This window comes from Rhodanobacter sp. FW106-HT46G03, assembly GCF_058789895.1.
Genome location: NZ_JBYTCC010000001.1, coordinates 158,215 through 178,999 on the forward strand (window position 1 = coordinate 158,215; position 20,785 = coordinate 178,999).

At 67.5% G+C, this 20,785-nt stretch carries 16 protein-coding genes; 7 read left to right on the plus strand and 9 right to left on the minus strand.

The window, feature by feature from the left end; translation table 11 throughout:
- Positions 1-63 precede the first annotated feature (63 nt).
- Entirely contained in the window at positions 64-645 is a 582-nt protein-coding gene (locus AC3WP6_RS00735) for a helix-turn-helix domain-containing protein (RefSeq protein WP_492625885.1), read from the minus strand.
- Positions 646-1,013: 368 nt separating this feature from the next.
- On the opposite strand from AC3WP6_RS00735, the gene AC3WP6_RS00740 reads away from it, so the two are divergent.
- Complete coding sequence (locus tag AC3WP6_RS00740; protein ID WP_492625886.1) at positions 1,014-1,868, plus strand: YbaY family lipoprotein; 855 nt, start codon at positions 1,014-1,016, stop codon at positions 1,866-1,868.
- A gap of 77 nt (positions 1,869-1,945) precedes the next feature.
- Here AC3WP6_RS00740 and AC3WP6_RS00745 read toward each other — a convergent pair whose 3' ends face one another.
- Positions 1,946-3,964 (minus strand): autotransporter outer membrane beta-barrel domain-containing protein, encoded by a 2,019-nt coding sequence (locus tag AC3WP6_RS00745; protein WP_492625887.1) that lies wholly within the window; start codon positions 3,962-3,964, stop codon positions 1,946-1,948.
- A gap of 104 nt (positions 3,965-4,068) precedes the next feature.
- Positions 4,069-6,390, minus strand: a complete 2,322-nt coding sequence (locus tag AC3WP6_RS00750) for a Tex family protein (protein WP_492625888.1) — start codon at positions 6,388-6,390, stop codon at positions 4,069-4,071.
- A gap of 222 nt (positions 6,391-6,612) precedes the next feature.
- On the opposite strand from AC3WP6_RS00750, the gene AC3WP6_RS00755 reads away from it, so the two are divergent.
- Positions 6,613-7,125, plus strand: coding sequence for a hypothetical protein (locus tag AC3WP6_RS00755; protein ID WP_492625889.1), 513 nt, complete (start codon positions 6,613-6,615; stop codon positions 7,123-7,125).
- Between the two features lie 59 nt (positions 7,126-7,184).
- Here AC3WP6_RS00755 and AC3WP6_RS00760 read toward each other — a convergent pair whose 3' ends face one another.
- Together AC3WP6_RS00760 and AC3WP6_RS00765 are read right to left on the minus strand one after the other, a co-directional pair.
- Entirely contained in the window at positions 7,185-8,024 is an 840-nt protein-coding gene (locus AC3WP6_RS00760) for a winged helix-turn-helix domain-containing protein (RefSeq protein ID WP_492625890.1), read from the minus strand.
- A gap of 260 nt (positions 8,025-8,284) precedes the next feature.
- Positions 8,285-9,055: an RDD family protein gene (locus AC3WP6_RS00765; protein ID WP_492625891.1), complete on the minus strand. Its 771-nt coding sequence runs from the start codon at positions 9,053-9,055 to the stop codon at positions 8,285-8,287.
- 332 nt (positions 9,056-9,387) lie between these two features.
- Between AC3WP6_RS00765 and AC3WP6_RS00770 the strand changes: the two genes are divergently transcribed.
- A complete protein-coding gene (locus tag AC3WP6_RS00770; RefSeq protein WP_492625892.1) occupies positions 9,388-9,900 on the plus strand; it encodes a hypothetical protein in 513 nt (170 codons plus the stop codon).
- Between the two features lie 216 nt (positions 9,901-10,116).
- Here AC3WP6_RS00770 and mnmG read toward each other — a convergent pair whose 3' ends face one another.
- Positions 10,117-11,991 carry a tRNA uridine-5-carboxymethylaminomethyl(34) synthesis enzyme MnmG gene (gene mnmG / locus AC3WP6_RS00775; RefSeq protein WP_492625893.1) on the minus strand — a complete coding sequence of 625 codons (1,875 nt, stop codon included), beginning with the start codon at positions 11,989-11,991 and terminating at the stop codon, positions 10,117-10,119.
- 841 nt (positions 11,992-12,832) lie between these two features.
- Here mnmG and AC3WP6_RS00780 point away from each other — a divergent pair.
- Positions 12,833-13,018 (plus strand): hypothetical protein, encoded by a 186-nt coding sequence (locus AC3WP6_RS00780; RefSeq protein ID WP_492625894.1) that lies wholly within the window; start codon positions 12,833-12,835, stop codon positions 13,016-13,018.
- 185 nt (positions 13,019-13,203) lie between these two features.
- Here AC3WP6_RS00780 and pepN read toward each other — a convergent pair whose 3' ends face one another.
- On the minus strand, positions 13,204-15,855 hold the full coding sequence (pepN, locus tag AC3WP6_RS00785; RefSeq protein WP_492625895.1) for an aminopeptidase N: 2,652 nt from the start codon (positions 15,853-15,855) through the stop codon (positions 13,204-13,206).
- A gap of 75 nt (positions 15,856-15,930) precedes the next feature.
- Between pepN and AC3WP6_RS00790 the strand changes: the two genes are divergently transcribed.
- On the plus strand, positions 15,931-16,929 hold the full coding sequence (locus tag AC3WP6_RS00790; protein ID WP_492625896.1) for an aldose 1-epimerase: 999 nt from the start codon (positions 15,931-15,933) through the stop codon (positions 16,927-16,929).
- The gene (locus tag AC3WP6_RS00795) at positions 16,926-17,873 is read left to right on the plus strand and encodes a pyridoxal-phosphate dependent enzyme (RefSeq protein ID WP_492625897.1); all 948 of its coding nucleotides are present in this window, start codon (positions 16,926-16,928) and stop codon (positions 17,871-17,873) included. Before AC3WP6_RS00790 ends, AC3WP6_RS00795 begins: the two co-directional genes overlap by 4 nt.
- A 6-nt stretch (positions 17,874-17,879) precedes the next feature.
- On the opposite strand, the gene AC3WP6_RS00800 is transcribed toward AC3WP6_RS00795, so the two are convergent.
- A complete protein-coding gene (locus AC3WP6_RS00800) occupies positions 17,880-18,992 on the minus strand; it encodes a sterol desaturase family protein (protein ID WP_492625898.1) in 1,113 nt (370 codons plus the stop codon).
- A 66-nt stretch (positions 18,993-19,058) separates the two neighbouring features.
- Entirely contained in the window at positions 19,059-19,940 is an 882-nt protein-coding gene (locus tag AC3WP6_RS00805) for a DMT family transporter (protein ID WP_492625899.1), read from the minus strand.
- Positions 19,941-20,052: 112 nt separating this feature from the next.
- Between AC3WP6_RS00805 and AC3WP6_RS00810 the strand changes: the two genes are divergently transcribed.
- Positions 20,053-20,616 (plus strand): DNA-3-methyladenine glycosylase I, encoded by a 564-nt coding sequence (locus AC3WP6_RS00810; protein ID WP_492625900.1) that lies wholly within the window; start codon positions 20,053-20,055, stop codon positions 20,614-20,616.
- The last annotated feature ends 169 nt before the right edge of the window (positions 20,617-20,785 follow it).

Consider the following 20,785-nt stretch of genomic DNA (forward strand, 5'->3'; position numbering starts at 1 on the left):
GCGGCGTGCAAAAACGGCAGCCCGCAGGGGCTGCCGTCTGGCGTGCCGCCAGGTGGCGGCGGTTCAGGCCAGCGTGCGCTGCTTGGCTTGCAGAATGCGCGTGGTGAGCGCGCGGTTGAACTTGAGCATCGCCATCGCGTTGACGTTTTCGCCGTTGCTGCCGAGCACCTCGTAAAGTTCGCTCAGCAGGTCGGTGTTGTCCGCCAACGTCAGGTTGCTGCCGGCCAGTTGCAATTCCGATTGCAGGATCTGCATGGCCGTGTTGAGGCGATGCGGGTCGACGCCGGCGTCCGCATGCGTGGTGGGGGGGACCAGCGTGTGCGATGGGCCCGCCGCATGCCACCGTGTGCGTGTGGTTTCGCTGCTGAGCTGATTGTCGTCGTTGCCGGAGAGGGTGGGGTCGATTTGCAACGCGCCTTCGCCCGCCACCAGCCATACCAGCGAAATGCCCAGCGTACGGGCCAGGGTGACGCAGCGCGCACGCGAAGGGTCGGTGTGGCCGTCGCGCCAGCTGCGCACGACGCCTTCGGAAAAGCCGCACATGCGGGCGATCTCGGTGGCGCTGCCGACGCGCTGGATGAGCAGCTTGATGCGCTCGGCGAAAGTGGACTGAAGGGGATCGTGCGGAATTTTGTGCGAGCTCATGGGGACTGCCTGAAAACGTGAACCTGGATTCGCAAGATTGCGCGACCATCCGTGGAAACCGTGCAGCAGCCACGCGACAACCGTGTGACGTGGGCAACGCGTGGTGCACCGACGGGGTCCAAAACCTCACGTCGTACACTTGATCTAGAACAAGTTCTTGCAACGCGAATCATAAATCCGCGTTTACCGTCAAACGGGCGCTTGGACAGTGATATTTCGGCGGCGTTCACGTAGCAGGTGGTGATGGTTGCCCTTGACTTTCCCGTGGAGTCAGTTTTGCACTATCCTCGGCGTTTCCCCCGCGTCGAACCGCCGTGTTCTAGCCCGGCGGTGTCCGCGACCCGTTCCACGAGAAATGAGGCTTTCCCATGCGCAAGTTGGTTTTGTCGTTGCTGTCGATGGCCGTGCTGGCCTTGGCCGGCTGCGGGTCGTCGTCGTCAACGGCGGAGGGTGGTGCAGCCGGCGTGGGCTCGGCGGCCGCCGCGGCAAGTTCGGTCAGCGGCACGATCTCGGTTCGCGGCGCGATCCAGCCATCCCCGAATGCGCAGTTGACGATCAACCTGGTGGACGCGTCGGCGGGTCAGGGCGGCGCGGCGCCGTTGGCGAGCAAGACGGTGGACGGCGGCGTGACTTTTCCCTATGCGTTCGAGCTGAACTTCAAGCCCGCCGACATCAAGTCGGCTGACCTGTACGTCGTGCGCGCGATCCTGACCGATGGCAACCGGCACTATTCGATGCCGATGCAGGCGCCGGTGCTGACCAATGGCAACGCGAACCAGACCAAGATCGAGTTGCAGGCCGATCCGACGCCGGCGGAGAAGGATCTCGCTGCGTTCAAATCGTTGGTCAAGCAGATCGGCGGCATGAAGGTGACCAGCGGCACCAAGCTCGACGCCGACGCGTCGCGCAGCTGGCAGGTATTTCGTGACAATGGCCAGGTGAAGATGATCCGCGAGTTGGTGGATTACGGCGACAAGGGGTTCACCAGCACCGATTTTGCCTACAACAACGGCGCGCCGTGGGTGGCCGAGCAAAAGAAGAAGGCCAGCCAGAACGCGGCGCCAAGCCAGATCGAACGCGCGAGCTGGACCCAGAACGGCATGCTGGTACTGCATGAGCAGCAGAGCGGCAGCGATGTCGGCGACCTGGGCTCCGACGCGGCGGCCACGCTGCTGCGGCAGGCCAAGGCCATCTACAACCTTGCCGGTGGCAACAAGAAGTAAGTACGCCGCGGGCATGTGGGCAAAGAAAAAGCCGTCCAGCGTGGACGGCTTTTTCTTTGCCCGGTGAAAGCCGTGGATCAGAACGCGTACTTCATGCCGAGATTCACGCTGTTGTACTTCTGGCTGTTGTCGCTGAACCGGCCGCTGTAACCCACCCAGCCGCTGAGCCGCTGGTTGAATTGCGCACTGAGTCCGAGGTCGGCGGTACCCCAGGTCTTGTCCGGTACATAGCCGGCGAGGGCGAAGTTGCCGTTCATCGAATTGAGGCCGGCGCTGATGGCGCGCGGGTCGGCCTTGCTGTCGTGGTTCCACGCCAGCTCGACATACGGTGCCAGCGTGGCGGCGCCCGCCTGCCAGTGCCCTTGCAGGCGCCAGCCCACGGTGCCGATCAGCGCGTTGCGCTGCTGGCGACCGAACCACATCGCGGTGCTGTCGTTGCCGTTTTCGTTGTAGCCGCTGACCTTCACCGTCTGCCACTCGGCGGTGGCGAACGGCCCGGTGCGCAGCGTGCCGAAATCAAACCACCAGCCGCCGGTGACACCACCGCCCAGGCGCGAGCCGTCGGTCTTGCCGCTTTCGGTACGTGCCAGCGCGCCAATCTGCAGGCGACGGTCGATGTCGGTGAAATTGGCCTGGCCGAAGTCGGCGTAGCCGCCGACGTAACCGCCGCCGTTGTGGTAGGTGAGGTAGCCGATGCCGCTGACGTCCTGCGACTTGTAGCCGCCACCGCCGGCGAAACCGGCGTTCTGCTGGCCGACGCCGAGCGCGATGCCGCCGGAAACGTGGTCGGCGAGCTTCGCATCCACGCCCAGCGTGAGGTTGACGTTGTTGCTGGTGGTCTTCGGCGAGTTGGCCTGCGCGTCGAAGCGCTGGTGCGCGTAATCGACGTTGACGAACACCCGCGTGGGGCTGCCGTTGCCGTCGGCCAGCATCTGGTTGCGCACCGCGCGCGTCTGCGCCGCGTTGGCCGCCAAGGGCGCCTCGCCCAGCAGCGAGATCTGGCCCGGCGCCGCCAGTTCGGAGAGCACCACCTGCGCCAGCATGGCGTGCGCCGCCGTGGTCGGATGCACGCCGTCGGCGAACAGGTAGCTCTGGTCGGTGCCCGCGGCGTAGGTGTAGGGCAGGCCGGAGCCAGCCGGGCCGCACTGCACCGAGCTCGAACCCGCTCCGCAAGCCGGCGTGTTCACGTTGGCAAAACCGAACGCACTGGGGTTGGCCACGACCTCATTGATGAGCGCGTAGGTGTTGACCGGAATGATGCCCTGGCCCATCTGGCTCAAGCCACTGTTGAGCGTGGTGTTGAACAGCACGCTGAGGCCGGTCAATTGCGCTTGCGCAGTGGGCCCCTGGGCAATGCCGTCGGGCGTCATGCCGATGTTGGGCAGATTGAAGACCAGGAGGTTTTTGACACCAGCGCCTTGCAGCTGGCCAATCAGCTTCACCTCCTGCAGCGCGGCGGCGCCGATGGCGGCCTGTACCTGGTCGGCGGTCATGAAGCCGGACACACCTGCAGCCGCCAGCACCTGCTGGGTGACGGCCGCGGTCACCTGCTGGGTGATCGTCGGCGTCAACGCGGTGATCTGCGCCGCGGTCATGCCGGCGGCCTCCAGCTGCGCGATTTGGGTGGCGACGTTTTGCTGGATCAACTGCTGAGCCAGTGCGCCGGCGCCGGCGGCGGTAGCCGCATAGAAGATGTCGTTGGCGCCGCCCCAGATCGAGTACAGCGCATTCGGATCGACGCTGCCCGCGGCCAGGTAAGCATTCACCTGACTGGTGAGGGTGGGGACGGCGCCGGGAGTGCCAGGCGAGTTGGTGAGCACACCGGCGCCGCCCCAGGCGTAGTCGGTGCCGCCGGCCAGCGACGGTGTCAGCGTGTAGCCGAGGCGGCCGGCGAGGTCCTGCACGGACACATGGCCGGGATTGGTGGTGAACTCCAGCGGCGGCTGGATCGACGGCGCGGTTGCCAGCGAAATGTTGCCGGCATCGCTCAGGCTGTCGCCGAACACGACGACCTTGCTGAAGGTGGCGGCACTGGCGGCAGTGCTGAACAGCAGGGCGGCGGCGATCGCGCCGGCCAGGTGGCGGGTACGCAACATGGAAATACTCCTTGGCCGGGATGGCCGCGTTAACCGGGTGTTACGGTACGGCATCCCATACGGAACCGCATGCTGCACCGCATGGTCGCGGGCGCCGCCGGGTTTCAGTGCTTGGCTGCTCGCGCGAATGCATCGGCAAACGCGCTGTTGGCGGGCACTGGCGCCGGCTTGGGCGCTGCGCCGCCGCGTGCATGGCGCGAGCCACCGCGATCATTGCCGGCGACCGGTTTGGCCTGCGCCTGGCCCGGCTCGTCGTCGAGCCGCATCGATAGGCCGATGCGCTGCCGCGGCAGATCCACCTCCATCACCTTGACCTTGACGATGTCGCCGGCCTTGACCGCGTCGCGCGGGTCTTTGACGAAATGATGGGCAAGCGCGGAGACGTGCACCAGGCCATCCTGATGCACGCCGATGTCGACGAACGCACCGAACGCGGCCACGTTGGTGACGCGGCCTTCGAGGATCATGCCGGGCTTGAGGTCCTTCATGTCCTCCACGCCTTCGGCAAAGTTCGGCGCGACGAATTCCGGGCGCGGGTCGCGACCGGGTTTTTCCAGCTCCTTGAGGATGTCGTGCACGGTCGGCACGCCGAACTGGTCGTCGGTGAAGGCCTCGGCTTTCAGTCCGCGCAGGAAAGCGACATCGCCGATGATCGCGGCCACCTTGCGCCCGCTGCGCTCAATGATGCGCTCGACCACCGGATACGCTTCCGGGTGCACGGCGCTGGCATCGAGCGGGTTGTCGCCGTGCGCCACGCGCAGGAAGCCGGCGCACTGCTCGAACGCCTTGTCGCCGAGTCGCGGCACTTTCAGCAGCGCCTTGCGGTTGGCGAACGCGCCGTGCTCGTCGCGGAACTTGACCACGTTCTCGGCGACCGAGGCGGAGAGCCCGGCCACGCGCGCGAGCAGCGCGGCCGACGCAGTGTTGACGTCGACCCCGACGGCGTTGACACAATCCTCGACGCGGGCGTCGAGCGCGCGCGCGAGCTTCACCTGGTTCACGTCGTGCTGGTACTGGCCGACCCCGATCGCCTTGGGCTCGATCTTCACCAGCTCGGCAAGCGGGTCCTGCAGGCGGCGCGCGATGGAGACCGCGCCGCGCAGGCTGACGTCGAGCTCGGGGAATTCCTTGGCCGCGAGTTCGGAGGCCGAATACACCGAGGCGCCGGCTTCACTGACCACGATCTTCGCCAGCTTGTGCTCCGGGTGGCTCTTGGCCAAGCCCTTGATGAGCTCGCCGGCCAAACGGTCGGTGTCGCGCGAGGCAGTGCCGTTGCCGATGGAAATGAGATCGACCGCGTGCTTCACGCACAGGTGCGCCAGTGCGGCGAGCGATTCGTTCCACTGCCGCTTGGGTTCGAGCGGATAGATCGTGGTGGTGGCGAGCAGCTTGCCGGTGGCGTCGACCACCGCCACCTTGCAGCCGGTGCGGATGCCGGGGTCGAGTCCCATCACGGTTTTTGCGCCGGCCGGCGCGGCCAGCAGCAGGTCCTTGAGGTTGGCGCCGAACACGCGGATGGCCTCGTCCTCGGCGCCTTCACGCACGCGGCCGAACAGGTCGAGCGTCAGGTGCAGATGCAGTTTCACCCGCCAGGTCAGGCGCACGGTTTCCCGCAGCCAAACGTCGGCGGCGCGGCCGCGGTCGGCGATGCCGGCGTGCACGGCCACGCGGCCTTCGGCTTCGAGATGGCCCTGCTCGGCGTCCGTGCCGGGCTGCAGGTCGAGGTCGAGCACGCCTTCGTTGCGCGCGCGCATCAGCGCCAGCAGCCGGTGCGAGGGAATTTTCGCGATCGCCTCGACGTGGTCGAAGTAGTCGCGGAATTTCGCGCCTTCGTGCTCCTTGCCGGCGATCACCTTGGCGCGGATCTGGCCCTTCTCCCACAACCAGTCGCGCAACTCGCCGACCAGGTGCGCGTCTTCGGCGATGGACTCCATCAGGATCGCGCGTGCGCCTTCGAGCGCGGCGCGCACATCCGCCACGCCTTTCCCCGCATCGACGAACGCCTCGGCGATAGTTTCCGGCACCTGCGTCGGGTCGTCGCGCAGGCTGGTGGCGAGCGGTTCCAGGCCGGCCTCGCGCGCGATCTGCGCCTTGGTACGGCGCTTGGGCTTGTACGGCAGATAAAGGTCTTCGAGCGTGGCCTTGGTGTCGGCCGCGAGAATGTCGGCCTTGAGTGGCGCGCTTAGCTTGCCCTGTTCCTCGATGCTGGCGAGGATCGCGGCGCGGCGCTCCTCCAGCTCGCGCAGGTAGCGCAGGCGTTCTTCGAGCAGGCGCAATTGGGTGTCGTCCAGGCCGCCGGTGACCTCCTTGCGGTAGCGCGCAATGAACGGCACGGTGGCGCCGCCGTCGAGCAAATCCACCGCCGCGCGCACTTGTTCGGTCTTGGCGGCAATGTCCTGGGCAATACGCTGTTCGATGCTTGGCATGGGGTGAAGCGAATCCTTCGGTGGGATCGAGCCGCCGATGATAGCAAGCGGCCTGGTGCCGACGGCCAGCACAAAAACCGCAGACGGTCGTGCATTTACCCGCGCGAATCCACGGCAAACCCGCAGCGTCTCCACTTGCCCCCCGATGCAAACCCGCAAGCTTGGGCTGAGGCGTCGACCTATGGTCGCGCCACGGACTCTGGTGTCCGTGTGGAGGAACCCATGAAACGTACGATCACTGCCATCGCCCTCGCGTTGACCCTTGCCGGTATCAGCGGCATCGCCTGTGCACAAGACCGCCCGGACAGCGCCGACATGCAGCGCGTCACCGTTACCGCGTCGCCGGGCCAATATGAGACTTACGAGATGGACCTGGATGCCGGGTTCGGGCTGCAGGCGCGGGTTGGCAACACGCATCGGCAGTTCCTGCAGGCGTCGCGCGCCACCGCGGAGTTGGAAACCCTGCGCACGCACGGCAAGGCAGCCACCCCGTTCGTGACCGTCGCGATCGACAACTCGGCGCGCGCCGGCAGTGCGTGGCAATACGTCCTGACCGACCGCGGCAACCGCACGCTGGCCATCGTCAACGTGTACTGCAAGCGCGCGGCGAGTGCCGGCAGCCAGTGCCGGATGGTGTCGTTGCCGGTGGCGGGTGCACTCGGGCAGGCTGGCCTTGCGAAGCTGCCGAAAGGATCGGTGCCGCTGGCGCAAATCCAGGCCATGCCGGCGCACTGAAACGGGCATCCTGCACGCCGCGGAAGGACGACGATTGTCGTCCGCCCGCGGCGTGGTCGTTACAGTTCGGGCGGTGAGGGACGCGGCGAGGTGGCGATGGTTGGCACGTTGCCGAGCCGCCGTTGCTGGCGGCAGAAGTCCGGATCGCCCGCCAGCGTGCGCCAGGCCAGGTCGCGGCGCAGTGCCAGCTCGTCGCACGCGCCTTCGTCGATCGCCAGGCCGAGCGCGGCCAGTGCGGTTTGCCGATCACCCGCCAGCGCCGCCAACACGGCTTCGCTATACAACAGCGTCACCGGCGCGGCACCGCCGGCGCGCAGCCGCGCGTACTCCAGCTGCAACACGGTGAGAATCGCCTGCCGCAGCGTATCGCCCGGCGGCAACAATGCGGCCCAGTTGGCGAGCTGGTTCAAGCAGGTTTGCAGGTCGATGAACTGCAGAAACGTATCGCCGTCGGCGAACCGGCGGCGATACGGCGCCCGTGCGTCGAAGGCGGGCGGGGCGCTGGCCGCGACAGGCGGCGGGGGTGCGGCTGGTTCGTTGTCGACGACAGGCGCGGCCGCCGGCGCCGGTTGCAGTACGCCGATAAAGCGGTATCCCAGGCTGTGTACGGTGGCGATGTAGCGCGGTTGCGCAGGCGAGTCGCCCAACGCGCGCCGCAGTTGCGAGACCACCCGATTGAGCACGCCGGTACTGACGTGGTGGTGGCCCCATACGCTGTCCAGCAGGGTGTCTTTGCTGACCATTTCGCCGGCGTGGTGCAGCAGCGTCAGCAACACGGTGTAGGCCTTGGGTTCCACCGGCACATCCCGCCCGTCACGCTGCAGCCGGTGCGCCGCTGGCTCGACCAGAATGTGGTCAAACCAGTAGATGATGTCGTTGTCGGGTTCGGTTCGAGGCACGGCGGCAGCTATGCTCAGGAGTGAACGAGCCTAGTCGCGCATCCATAAAGTGGATGTGATGTCGGAGCCTGCACGCCGTGCCGCAAATACTGATGCGGCACGGCAGCGGCACAACCCGGCAGCGCACCAGGCTTGCCGTGATCCGCTTGGTCAGATCCCCCGCTGGTCGGGCTGCAGCCCGACCCACAGTCGCGGCAACCTCGCCGCACCATGCTTTTCCTAATCTCCAATCCCGAATCCCGAATCCCGAATCCCGGCCCTCAAGCATTGAGCGACCCGTTGCCGGCATTCGACTTCGGCTGCGCGTCCTTGAACTCGCTGGCGCGGCCGTTGAGCACCAGGGTGCTGGCGATGAGGTCGTGCAGGCCCTGCTTGCGCGCGGTGAAGCCGATCATCAGGAAACCGATCAGCAGGATCAGGTAGCTGAGGAACTTGGCGGCGTAGCGGCCCAGCCCGCGCGCAAAGCTGATGCGGTGGCCGGCAAGGTCGGTCACGCGCACGCCGAGCGCGAGCTTGCCGACGGTGGCCTGCCAGGCCGAGCTTTCCAGCGAGGCGAAGTACAGCCAGGTGATGGCCGTGGTCAGCGTCGAGTACACCCAGGTGTTGAGGTAGAACCCGCGGTAGGCTTCGAGCAGCGACATGCCGCCGAGCATCTGCTGCTTCATTGCCTCCTCGGCGGCGGAGACGCCGAAGAAGGTGCCGAGCAGCTTGAACGCGATGCTGAGGATGATGGTGTCGATGATGAACGCCGCGAGGCGCTTCCAGAACCCGGCGTAATCCTCCAGCGCGGCGGCGTTGGTCTGCGGCAGGCTGGAGGCGGGGGCCACAGGTGCCGCGTACGGCTTGTCGACGGGTGGTGGTTCGCTCGGCACTTCATCGGGAAACAGCACCGACAACGGTTGCCAATCGGCGAGGCCTTCGCGCCAGCCGAGATCGTCGCGGCTGACCTTGCCGCTGCGCAGCCACTGGCGGATGTCTTCCTCCTTGTAGGGGCCATGGCGTTCGCCATTGCGTCCGATCCAGATTTCCATCGTGCCGCTCCTCGCCCGGTTGACTGCCGGCATCATGCCATGGACGCGTGGCGGCATGAGGGGCCCGAATGACCCAGGTCGCTTTTCCGGGAAGCGTCGCGGTCCGCAACGTTGCGCCGGACGATGGCATGTCCGGCTTGCGCCACCCGATGAACCGGGCAGCCTGCGAATCCCGGATGATGTCCCGGGGTTTCCGGCCTGCATGTTTCACGGGCGGGTTCACGACGTTGCATCAGCGAATCTACGCTCATCCCTCAGGGAACCCTCAAGCAGGCGCCGTTACATCGGTCTAGGTTCAAGCGACGGATGTGGAAGTCCGCTTGGAGGTTCCTATGAAACGCACGATCATCACTTCAGCCTTTGCGTTCGGTCTTGCCTGCATCAGCGGTGGTGGCATGGCCCAGGATCAGTCGCAAACCGCCAACTTGCAGCATGTCACCGTTACCGCGGAACCCGGCCAGTACGAAACCTACCAAGTCGATCTGAACACGGGATTCGGCTTGAAGGTTCGCGTCGGCAACCGGCACGGGCAGTACCTGGCGGCACGACACGCGACGGAGAGGTTGGAAGCCTTGCGGAAGCACGGCATGACCGAGTCGCCATTCGTCAACGTGGCCATCGACAACTCGTCCGGCGAACGCCACGTTTGGCAGATTATGCTGTCCGACCGCGAACAGCGGACGCTTGCCGTCGTCGACGTGTATTGCAAGCACTTCGTCAGGGATGGCGGCAGGCGGTGCCGGTTGGTTCCCCAGCCAGTTTCAGGGCGTGCGAACGACCAGGGACTGGCATCGCGGGGGACGGGCGGCGTATCGCTTGCGCAGGTGCAGGCAGGTTCTCGTTGAGCCTGGATGTGCCATGCCTGCCCAATGCGGCACGAAGCGTTGGCGATGCGCCTGGTGAGGGCGGATCAGCGCAACGGATGAGGGTTGGTGCCGTCATGGCACCAGCCGCCTGTGGCGTGGCGAGTTGTCCACCGTGCGGGCTGCTGCACGGATCGTTGCGCGGGTGGCTCCGTCACGCGGACGGCGCCTCCACCGGTTGCCTGACGAGAGGGTCGCTCAGGCGGCGTGGCGCTTGAGGTGCACCAGCAGCAGGGAGATGGCCGCCGGGGTGACTCCGCTGATGCGCGCCGCCTGGCCCACAGTGGCTGGCTGGCTGCGCTTGAGTTTCAGCAGCACCTCGGTGGAAAGCCCGCGCACGCGGTCGTAGTCGAACCCGCTGGGGATGGCGGTGGACTCCTGCCGGTGCAGGCGCGCGATCTCCTCGCGCTGGCGTTCCAGATAGCCGGCGTATTTCGCCTGTACCTCGACTTGCACCGCGACATCGGCGCGCGGGCTGGCCGGGCCCAGTTCGGGCACGGTGGCGAGCTTGGCGTAGTCGAGCTCTGGCCGGCGCAGGAGGTCGAGCGCGTTGGTTTCGTGGCTGAGCGTGATGCCGAGGTGGCGTTCGACGGCGGCGCCGGCGGCGTTGTTGGGCGCTGCCCACAGTGCTTTCAAACGAGCGGTTTCGCGCTCGACGGCGTCGCGTTTCGCGCGCAGGGCATCGAACCGCGCCTGCGGTACCACGCCCAGCTCGTAGCCTTTTTCCGTGAGTCGCAGGTCGGCGTTGTCCTCGCGCAGGTGCAGGCGGTACTCGGCGCGCGAGGTGAACATGCGGTAGGGCTCGATCGTGCCGTTGGTGGTGAGGTCGTCGATCAGCACGCCGAGGTAGGCCTCGTCGCGGTGCGGATACCACGGTGCTTCGCCACGCGCACCGCGGGCGGCGTTGAGACCCGCGAGCAGGCCCTGCGCCGCGGCTTCCTCGTAGCCGGTGGTGCCGTTGATCTGGCCGGCAAAGTACAGGCCGGGAATGGCCTTGGTTTCCAGCCACGGGTGCAGGCCGCGCGGGTCGAAGTAGTCGTACTCGATGGCGTAGCCGGGGCGGATCAGATGCGCGTGCTGGAAGCCGGGGATGGAGTGCACCAGGTCGAGCTGCACGTCGAACGGCAGCGAGGTGGAAATGCCGTTGGGGTAGACCACCTGCGAATCGAGGCCTTCGGGCTCGATGAAGATCTGGTGCGAGGTCTTGTCGGCAAAACGCACCACCTTGTCCTCGATCGACGGGCAGTAGCGCGGGCCGATGCCGTGGATCTGGCCGGTATAGAGCGGCGAGCGGTCGAGCGCGCCGCGGATGATTGCGTGCGTGCGCTCGGTGGTGTGGGTGATGAAGCAGGTGGTCTGGCGCGGGTGCTCGGTCACATCGCCGAGGTAGGAAAACACCGGCAGCGGGTCGTCGCCGAATTGCTCCTGGAGCTGGCTGAAGTCGATGCTGCGGCGGTCGAGCCGGGCCGGGGTGCCGGTCTTCAGCCGTTCGGCCGCCACCGGCAACTCGCGCAGCTTCGCCGCCAGCGCGCTGGCGGGCGGGTCGCCGGCCCGGCCGCCGGCGTATTGCGTGGGGCCGATGTGGATTTTGCCGGCGAGGAAGGTGCCCGCCGTGAGCACTAGCGACCGTGCGCGGAAGGAAACGCCCATTTGCGTCACCACCCCCACCGCGCGGCCGCCTTCGAGGATCAGGTCGTCGACCGCCTGCTGGAAGGTGTCCAGACCGGGCTGGGTCTCCACCAAGTGACCGATGGCGGCACGGTAGAGCTCACGGTCGGCCTGGCAGCGCGTGGCGCGCACCGCCGGCCCTTTCGAGGCGTTCAGCGTGCGCCACTGGATGCCGGCAAGGTCGGCGGCATGCGCCATCGCGCCGCCCAGGGCGTCGATCTCCTTGACCAGATGCCCCTTGCCGATGCCGCCGATCGCCGGGTTGCAGCTCATTGCGCCGACCGTGGCGAGGTTGTGCGTGACGAGCAGGGTGCGCGCGCCGCAGCGCGCCGCCGCCAACGCGGCCTCGGTGCCGGCGTGGCCGCCGCCGATGACGATGACATCATATGGGGTGGGGTGAAGCATAGGTGCGACTTCTCTGGGTTGTGTGTGCGGCCACGACGGTGACTAGGCGCGGCCATCCTGGCCCCGCCGAGTCACCCGGCCCTCGGCATCCTGCCTCGGGCGCTCACCGCTTGCGGCCTGCCACCGGCAGTCCGCACGGCCTGCGGCCGTCGCGGTTCGCCCGCTGCCGATGCCGATGACATCGTATGGAGTGGGGGTGAAGCATGGGGGCGTCTCTGGTGCTTGGTATGGCCGTTGGCGACTCGAGGGGGCGAGTGCTGTCGGGATGAATCCCGACAAGGGAAGCGAGCGATTGTCGGGCCGAAGCCGGGTCAACGGGGTTGCCGGTCGGCATGGTATCGCGAGTGCCTGCCGGCGGCATTGGCATGTCGATTGCATCTCGAACCCCGCACTTTCATGGACACCGATCGCGCATGCGCGTCGGGGTCGGGCGGACAGGGGCTCGATCGCGTGCCGTGGAGGGAAGCTAGGCGGCGTCCTTCGGGGCGCCGCCGTTTTTATGCGGCCAATCAAACAAAACCCCGCTCGAAAGCGGGGTTTTGTCGTTTAGATCTGGCGCCCGACGGTCTCAGGAACAGGGGGAATCCAGGATGACCGTATGGCCGGGCGCCAGAAACCGTGAAGCCTTTGGACGGCCGAATGTGTTGCCGCAACGTGTGCCGATATTTGCCGCAAACGCGTGAACCTTCGGTGACTGAAACCGAAGATCTGGTCAATGTGCGACACGAGGTGACGCGGGGCGTCACCGCACTGGTGACGCGCCCAAACGGCAAATGTGATGCGAGTCACAGCTTGGCACGCCGCATGCTTTTCCTCGGTCAGGACTTCCCGGAGAGCAGCCATGAGCACCAATGTCGACTTCACCAAGTTCTTCCCCCATCACGATCTGTTGATCGAAATCGGCCGCATCGAGATGGCGATGGAAAACCTGAAAGTGCGGGCCGACGACGAGCGCGCCACGCTGCAACCGCGGCTGGAATCGCGCATGGTGCGTCTGCGCACCGCGCTGAAGGGTCTGCCGGCTTGAAGCCAAACGGAGCCGCGCAGCGGCTCCGGTGAGACACGGCGACGGCGCAAGGCCGTCGCGGCGAATGCACGGGCACAGATGGCAGGGACCAAGTGGCGCTTTGGCCGCCACCCGCATCGGTTTCCAGCGGATGGATCCGGCCGGCCATCACGCAACCCGCTTCAACGCCGGTTGATCGCGTGCCCCTATCCCTTGCGGACGTTGCCGATGATTTCGGCCAGGTTGCGCGACAACGCGGGGTGCGCGGCCAGGGTTTCCAGTGCGGTGCGCGCAGCTTCGCGCCGGCGCGGCTCCAGCCGCTGCCAGCCGTTGAAGGCGGTGGCCAGGCGCGCCGCGATCTGCGGGTTCAAGGCATCGAGGTCAAGCAGCCGATCGGCGTAATGGCGATAGCCGGCGCCATCGGCGCGGTGGAAGCCGGTCGGGTTGCCGGTGGCGTAGCCGCCGAGCAGCGCCCGCGCGCGGTTGGGGTTCTTGAGGGTGAAGGCCGGATCGGTCTCGAGTGCCGCGACGCGCGCCAGCGCGCCTTCGCCCGGCAGTTGCGCCTGCAGGGTGAACCACTTGTCCAGCGCGAGCGGATCGTTCGCGTAGCGCGCGCGGTAATGCGCCAGCGTGGCGGCGCCGCGCACGGCGTCATGCCGCGCCAATACGGCCAACGCACCAAGCCGGTCGGTCATGCCCTGTGCGGCGTGGTATTGCGCGTGGGCAAGGTCGCTGGCATGCGCCGCGTCGAGGTGGGCAATGAGCTGCAGCACGCGCTGCTTGAGCCGCCGCGCCGCCTGGCTTGGTGCATCCAGTGCGGCGCTCGCGCGGGCGGCCAGTGCCGCGTGGCGGGCGTCGAGCCGCGCCGCGCCGATACGGGTGGCGAGCCGGGCCAGCAGGGTTTCGCGCAGGACATGGATCGCCTGCGGGTCGACGCTGGTTTCACGCTCGGCCAGCTCCACCTCGCCCGGCGGGGTGAGCAGGTCGGCCAGCAAGGCGGCGTCGAGCGCGTCGTCGTCGAACAGCGCCGCCAGGGTGTCGCACCAGGCATCGAGCGCGGCTTCGCCGGCGTGGTCGCGCAGGTTGCGGAAGGCGTGCGCGGCCAGCTGCTGGCTGGCTTCCCAGCGGTTGAAGCCCTCGCTGTCGTGGCGCAGCAGCAGGGCGATGTCCGCCGCGGTGGCGTCGCTTTCCAGTACCACCGGGGCGGAAAAACCACGCAATAGCGAGGGCACCGGCCGTGCCGGCACGGCGTGGAACACGAATTGCTGCTCGGGCTGGTCGAGCACGATCACTGTTTCATCGCCCGCGACAGACGTCTGGCCGTCCAGATGCAAGGCGAGCTTTTGTCCGTCGGGGCCGAACAGGGCGAGCCTGACCGGGATCGGAAGCAGCAGCTTGCGCGGCTGGTCGTGGCTCGGTGCGGTGTGCTGCGCGAGGGTCAGCGTGTAGGTGTGCGCGGTGGCGTCGTAGTGGCCGCGCGCCCGGACGTGCGGCGTGCCGGACTGGCCGTACCACGCGAGGTAGGGCGTGAGGTCGGTGGCGTTCGCGCTGCCGAGCGCGGCGAGGAAATCCTCGATTGTCGCGGAGCGGCCGTCGTTGTCCGCAAAGTAGCGGTCGGTGCCGCGGCGGAAGCCCTCGGTGCCGAGACGGCCGGCCAGCATGCGCACCAGTTCCGCGCCTTTTTCGTACACCGTCGCGGTGTAGAAGTTGTTGATCTCGCGGTACTGCGCCGGGCGCACCGGGTGGGCGAGCGGGCCGGCATCTTCGGGAAATTGCGCGCGGCGCAGCAGCGACACGTCCTCGATGCGCTTGAGTGGGCGCGAGTTCATGTCGGCGGAAAAACTCTGCTCGCGAAACACGGTGAAGCCTTCCTTGAGCGACAGCTGGAACCAGTCGCGGCAGGTGACGCGGTTGCCGCTCCAGTTGTGGAAATATTCGTGCGCGATCACCGCTTCCACCCGACGGTACTCGTCGTCGGTGGTGGTGTCGGGGTCGGCCAGGAGGCACTTGGCGTTGAAGATGTTGAGGCCCTTGTTCTCCATCGCGCCCATGTTGAAGTCATGGGTGGCGACCACGTTGAACACGTCGAGGTCGTAGTTGCGGCCGTAGGTCTGCTCGTCCCAGCGCATCGCGCGGATCAGCGCGTCCATCGCGTACGCACAACGGTCGATGACGTTGGCTTCCGACCACACGCGGATCGCCACGTCGTGGCCGTCCGCGGTGCGGTACGGGTGCTCGATCTTTTCCAGCCGCCCGGCAACCAGCGCAAAGAGATAGCTTGGTTTGCGGTGCGGGTCGACGAAGCGCGCCCAGTGACGGCCGTCGGCGAGCTCGCCGGCGCCGTCGGGGTTGCCGCCGGCGAGCAGCACCGGGAATCGCTCACGATCGGCGCGCAGGGTGACGGTGAAGGTGGCCTGCACGTCCGGGCGGTCCGGGTACCAGGTGATGTGCCGAAAGCCCTGCGCCTCACACTGGGTCAGCAGGAACCCGGCTTCGCGACTGCCGGAAAGGTACAGGCCTTCGAGCGTGGTGTTGGCCGCCGGCTGCAGGCGCACGCGGGTTTCCAGCACGCTGCCGTCGTGCGCGCCGTCGATCTCGATGCCGCCGTCGATGGCGCGCCAGGCGTCGTCGGGCAGCGGCTCGCCGTCAAGCACGAAGGCGAGCGGTTCCAGCCCTTCGCCATCCAGTTGCAGCGGTTGCGCCGGCGTGCCGGCGCAACGCAGCGTGAGGCGCGCCGTGACTTCGGTTGCGTCGATGCCAAGGTCGAACACGAGATCGGCATGGTCGACGTGCCAGGCGGGTGGCTGATAGTCGGCCAGGCGAACGGGAAGGGGAGCGGTTTCAGTGCGGGCAGGCATGGCGACAACATCGGGGGGTGGGGACGGAAAAGGCTACCATGCAGGCGGTTATCGACCCTTGCACGGAGTCAGGCAATGACGCGTTTTCAAGCGGCTGAAGGCACGCTCGGCACCCAGCGCGTGGTGCAACTGGAGGACGCCGTGGCGGGGCGCCGCGTGCGGATTGCGTGCTTCGGCGCGGTGCTGACCAGCCTGGTGGCGCGCGAAGCCGGCGGCTGGCACGACTATGCGGATGGTTACCGCAACGCCGCCGAGATTGCCGCGCGCAAGGGCTCGCGTTTTGCGGTGATGGTGCCGTTTGGCGGACGCATCCAGGATGCGCGCTACACGTTTGACGGCACCGCGTACGACCTGGCGCCTGGCGTGACCGGCGAAGCGCGCGCCGTGCGGCACGGCTTCGTGCGCGACGCGCTGTTTGCGGTGACGGATCTCGTGGCCGATGCGGATGGGGCGCGGGTGACGCTGGCCACCCAGGCGATCCGCCCGCGGCCGGGGTATCCGCATGCAATCGACCTTGCCGTGAGCTTTGCGCTGGAGGCCAGTGGTCTCGCGCTGGACGTGGCAATGCGCAACGTTGGCACGCAACCCGCGCCGTGTTTTTTTGGCTGGCACCCGTATTTTCGCGTGACGGACGGCGTGGTCGATGAGTGGGAGCTGCAGATCCCCGCGCACGGCCTGATCCGCACCGGCGCGGATTTGCTGCCGCTTGCCGGCGCGCAGGCGCAGGTGGCGGCGGACGATGCGCCGGCGCTGGATTTTCGCGTGGCGCAGGTCATCGGCAACCGCATCCTGGACCAGGGTTATGCCGAGCTGGACGCCGATGCCGATGGCCGCATCCGCACGCATCTGCGCGACCCGGTCGGCGGCCGCGCGATCGCGGTGTGGCAGGAGCGCGGGCTGATGCACGCGTTCACCGGCGACACCATCAGCCGCGATCCGCGCCGGGCGATCGCACTGGAACCGATGGAGTGCATGGCGGATGCGTTCAACCGGCCGGAGTGGGCCGCCGCCATCCGCCTGGAACCGGGCGCGACGCGCCATTTCCGTTGCGGCGTGGAGATCCTGACCGCATGAACGCGCTGCCTGAGTTGACGGATATCCGCGCCGCCGCCGCGCGCATCGCGCCGCACGCGGTGGTAACGCCGGTGCTGCGCAGCGCGGCGCTGGATGCGCTGGCCGGCGCGCACCTGCATTTCAAATGCGAGCAGCTGCAGCGCGGCGGCGCGTTCAAGTTTCGCGGCGCGTGCAATGCGGTGTGGTCGCTCAGCGACGGGGAAGCCGCGCACGGGGTGGTGACGCACTCCTCCGGCAACCACGGCAACGCGCTGGCCTTGGCGGCCGCCACGCGCGGCATCCAGGCGCACGTCGTGGTGCCGGAAGGTGCGGTCAAGGCCAAGGTCGACGCGATTGCGCGCGCTGGCGCCACGCTGCACCGCTGCGCGCCGACCCAGGCCGCGCGCGAGGCGATGTGCGCCGCGGTGCAGGCGCAGACCGGCGCCACGCTGGTGCACCCGTATGCCGATGCGCGGGTAATGGCCGGGCAGGGCACGATCGCGCTGGAACTGCTGCGGCAGGTGCCATCGCTCGAGGTGATCGTCGCCCCGGTGGGCGGCGGCGGGCTGATGAGCGGCATCGCCATCGCCGCGCACGCTTTGAATCCCGAGCTGAGCCTGGTTGCCGCGGAACCCGCCGGTGCCGACGATGCCGCGCGCTCGCTGGCCGCCGATACCCGCGTGACCAGCGTGGTACCGGACACCGTGTGCGATGGCCTGCGCGCGCTGGTGGGCGAGCCGAACCTTGCGGCGCTGCGCGCGCACCAGGTTTCCATCGTCACCGTCACCGACGCCGAGGCAGTGGCGGCGATGCGTCTGGTGTGGAGCGAGCTGAAACAGGTGGTCGAGGTGTCGAGCGCCACGGTGCTGGCCGCGGTGCTCAAGGCCCCCGGGCGTTTTGCCGGGCGCGAAGTTGGTCTGGTGGTGACTGGCGGCAACGTCGATCTCGACGCGTTGCCGTGGTGAGCACGCCTACGCGGTCACCGGCTTGTCGGTAGCGGCGGTGGGCGCCGTGTGCCCGGTGGTGGCGCCGGGTTGGTGCGCCGCCAGCGCGTGCACATCCAGCTCGCTGACCGGCACCGGGTGCAGGTCGACCGGGTCGAACGCCACTTCGCCGGGCTTCCAGCCGGCCAGGCACCACACCGAGGCCCAGAAGCGCTTGAACGACACCCACTGCAGGCCGATCACGCCGCAGCGGTTGTCGGCATCCACCACCGGGTCGCCGACGCCGGTCGGGCGCGGCGGCTCGCCATACAGCGCGGTGCCGAAGATCACGTCCCAGATCGAGAACACCTGGCCGAAATTGCAGTTGTGCAATTGCGGCCGGTCCGGGTCGATCAGCATGTGGTGCAGGCGATGGAATTTCGGATCGACGAAACAGTGGTTGAGGACGCGCCCGAAGCCGAGCCGGGTGTTGGTGTGCGAGAGGTTCTGCACCAGCTCGCCGATCAGCATCAGCCAGGCGAACTCGTCCGGGTCGACGCCGATCACGAGGCCGACCACGGCGAGAATCATCGACTGGATGAAGCCGTCGACCAGGCTGCCGCGATCGTTGGTCCAGCAGCTCATCTGGTGCGTGCTGTGATGCATGCTGTGCAGCGCCCACCACCACGGAATGGCGTGCTGCGTGCGGTGCATCCAGTAGTACACGAAGTCGTAGATCACGTAGTACGTGCCGAACAGCACGTACGGGTGTGCGTCGAACCACGGCATCCAGGTGGTCAGCGCCAGCGACGAGCCGGTGCTGGCGGTGCTCGCGTCGCCGCCGCCAAAAAGGTTGCTGAACGGCATCAGGATCAGGTACGTGAACAACGGGAAGATGCCCAGCAGCATCGCCAGCGTGTAATTGCGATCCGGCAACGTCAGCTTGCGGTCGGTCCACTTTTCGGCCGGGAAAAAGGTTTCCAGCGGACGGAACAGGCAGGTAATGATCGCGATTTGCAGCGCCGCGATCAGCAGCGCCGCGGCAATGTCACGCGGGTCACCGGAGAGCTTGCCCAGATGCAGGACATCCAGCGCCGGTGCGACCGCGTGCGTGCTGACGGCATCCACCAGCGAAGACCATACATGCGGCAGCGAGAGCATGACCGACCAACCATGAAAACCTGTCGCGGATGGTAACGCCGTTGCCGCCGCGCGACGCTGAATGCGTCAATGCCGCCGCAGGCGCACGCCGCTCACCGCGCACAGGCCGACCAGCACCAGTGCAATGCCCAGCCATTCCGACGGTGGCGGCCGCTCGGCAAGAATCCACCACGCCAAGAGCACGCTGACGATCGGCACTCCGAGGCTGCCCACGCTGGCGAGCGTGGTCGGCAGGCGTGCCAGCACGATCGACCACAGCCACCACGCGAGGCTGGAGGCAAACAGCACGCAATAGGCCAGCCCGGCAATCAGCGCGCCGGTCCACAGCGTGGGCCGCTGCGGTACCGCCAGCGCCAGCACCCCCAGCGCAATCCCGCCCACCAGCATTTGCCACGCGGTGAGGCTGAGTGCCGATACGTTGCGCTGGCGAAACAGTTTCTTGCTGAGCACGGTGCCGGCCGCCCACATCGCGCCGCCGACGATCGCCAGTACCGTGCTGGTCGGGTTGCCGAGGCCATGCCACGGTTCGATGATGAAAACCAGCCCGGCGGCGGCAAAGCCCACGCCCACCCAGTGTGCACGCATCGGCCGGTCATGCAGCACTACCCAGGCCATGAGCACCGCCCAGAACGGCATGGTGTATGCCAAGAGCGCCACGTGCCCGGCCCCGCCGTGGACCAGCGCGAGCTGCTCGAAACCCTGGAACGCCGCGGTCTGGAACAAACCGATCAGGATCGTCGCGCCCAGCGGCGGCGGACGCAGCGACTGGCGCGCGGCAAGCAGCGCCACAAACAGCACCAGCGCGCCGAGGAAATAGCGCAGTGCGGAAAAATTGAACGGGCCGATGTACGTCAGCACCTGTTTCATCACCACCCAGCTGTAGGCCCACAGCAGGATGGTGGCGAGCAGCGCCAGCACGGCGCCGCGTTGCGGCGAGGAGGGGGTCATCGAAAGCGGCGCGAAGGGAGGCCGCGATTGTAGCCGTGGCGCCGACCGGCACGCCGGCGGCTTGCGCGATCCGGGGCGGGGCGGTTCACTGCGGCTTTGCCGGAGCGATTGCATGCACCGCTGCGAATGGGCCCGGGCCGACGACGCGTTGATGTGCGCCTACCACGACCGCGAGTGGGGCGTACCGCTGCACGATGACCGCCTGCTGTTCGAGTTCCTGTGCCTCGAAGGCGCGCAGGCCGGGCTGGCGTGGCGCACCGTGCTGGCCAAGCGCGAGCACTACCGCGCGGTGTTTCACGGTTTCGACATCGCCCGCGTGGCGGCGCTGACCGATCGCGACCTGGAGCGGTTGCTGCTCGATCCGGGCATCATCCGCAACCGGCTCAAGGTGAACGCGATGCGCGACAACGCGCGCGCCGCGCTGGTCGCCAGCGCCGAGTTCGGCAGCCTCGATGCATACCTGTGGTCACTGGTGGGCGGTGCGCCTCGCGTGAACCGCTGGCGCACGTCGGCGGAAGTGCCGGCCACCACGCCGGTCTCCGACGCCATGAGCAAGGCGTTGCGCAAACGCGGCTTCCGCTTCGTCGGCAGCACTATCTGCTATGCGCTGATGCAGGCCACCGGCATGGTCGACGACCATCTCGTTACCTGTTTCCGGCACGCGCGCGACCGCTGAGGAGTGGCCGGCGAGAAAGTACGTGTTCTCGCCCTGTCTCCGGCGCGCGCGCGACCGATTGAGTGGCGCGGCGGCACGGGGTTCCGCAACTTCTTGCAACCTGACGCAGCGCACATTTCCTGCGGAATGCCCGCTGAATCCGGAATCCCGGGTGGCTTGTGCGCGCGAC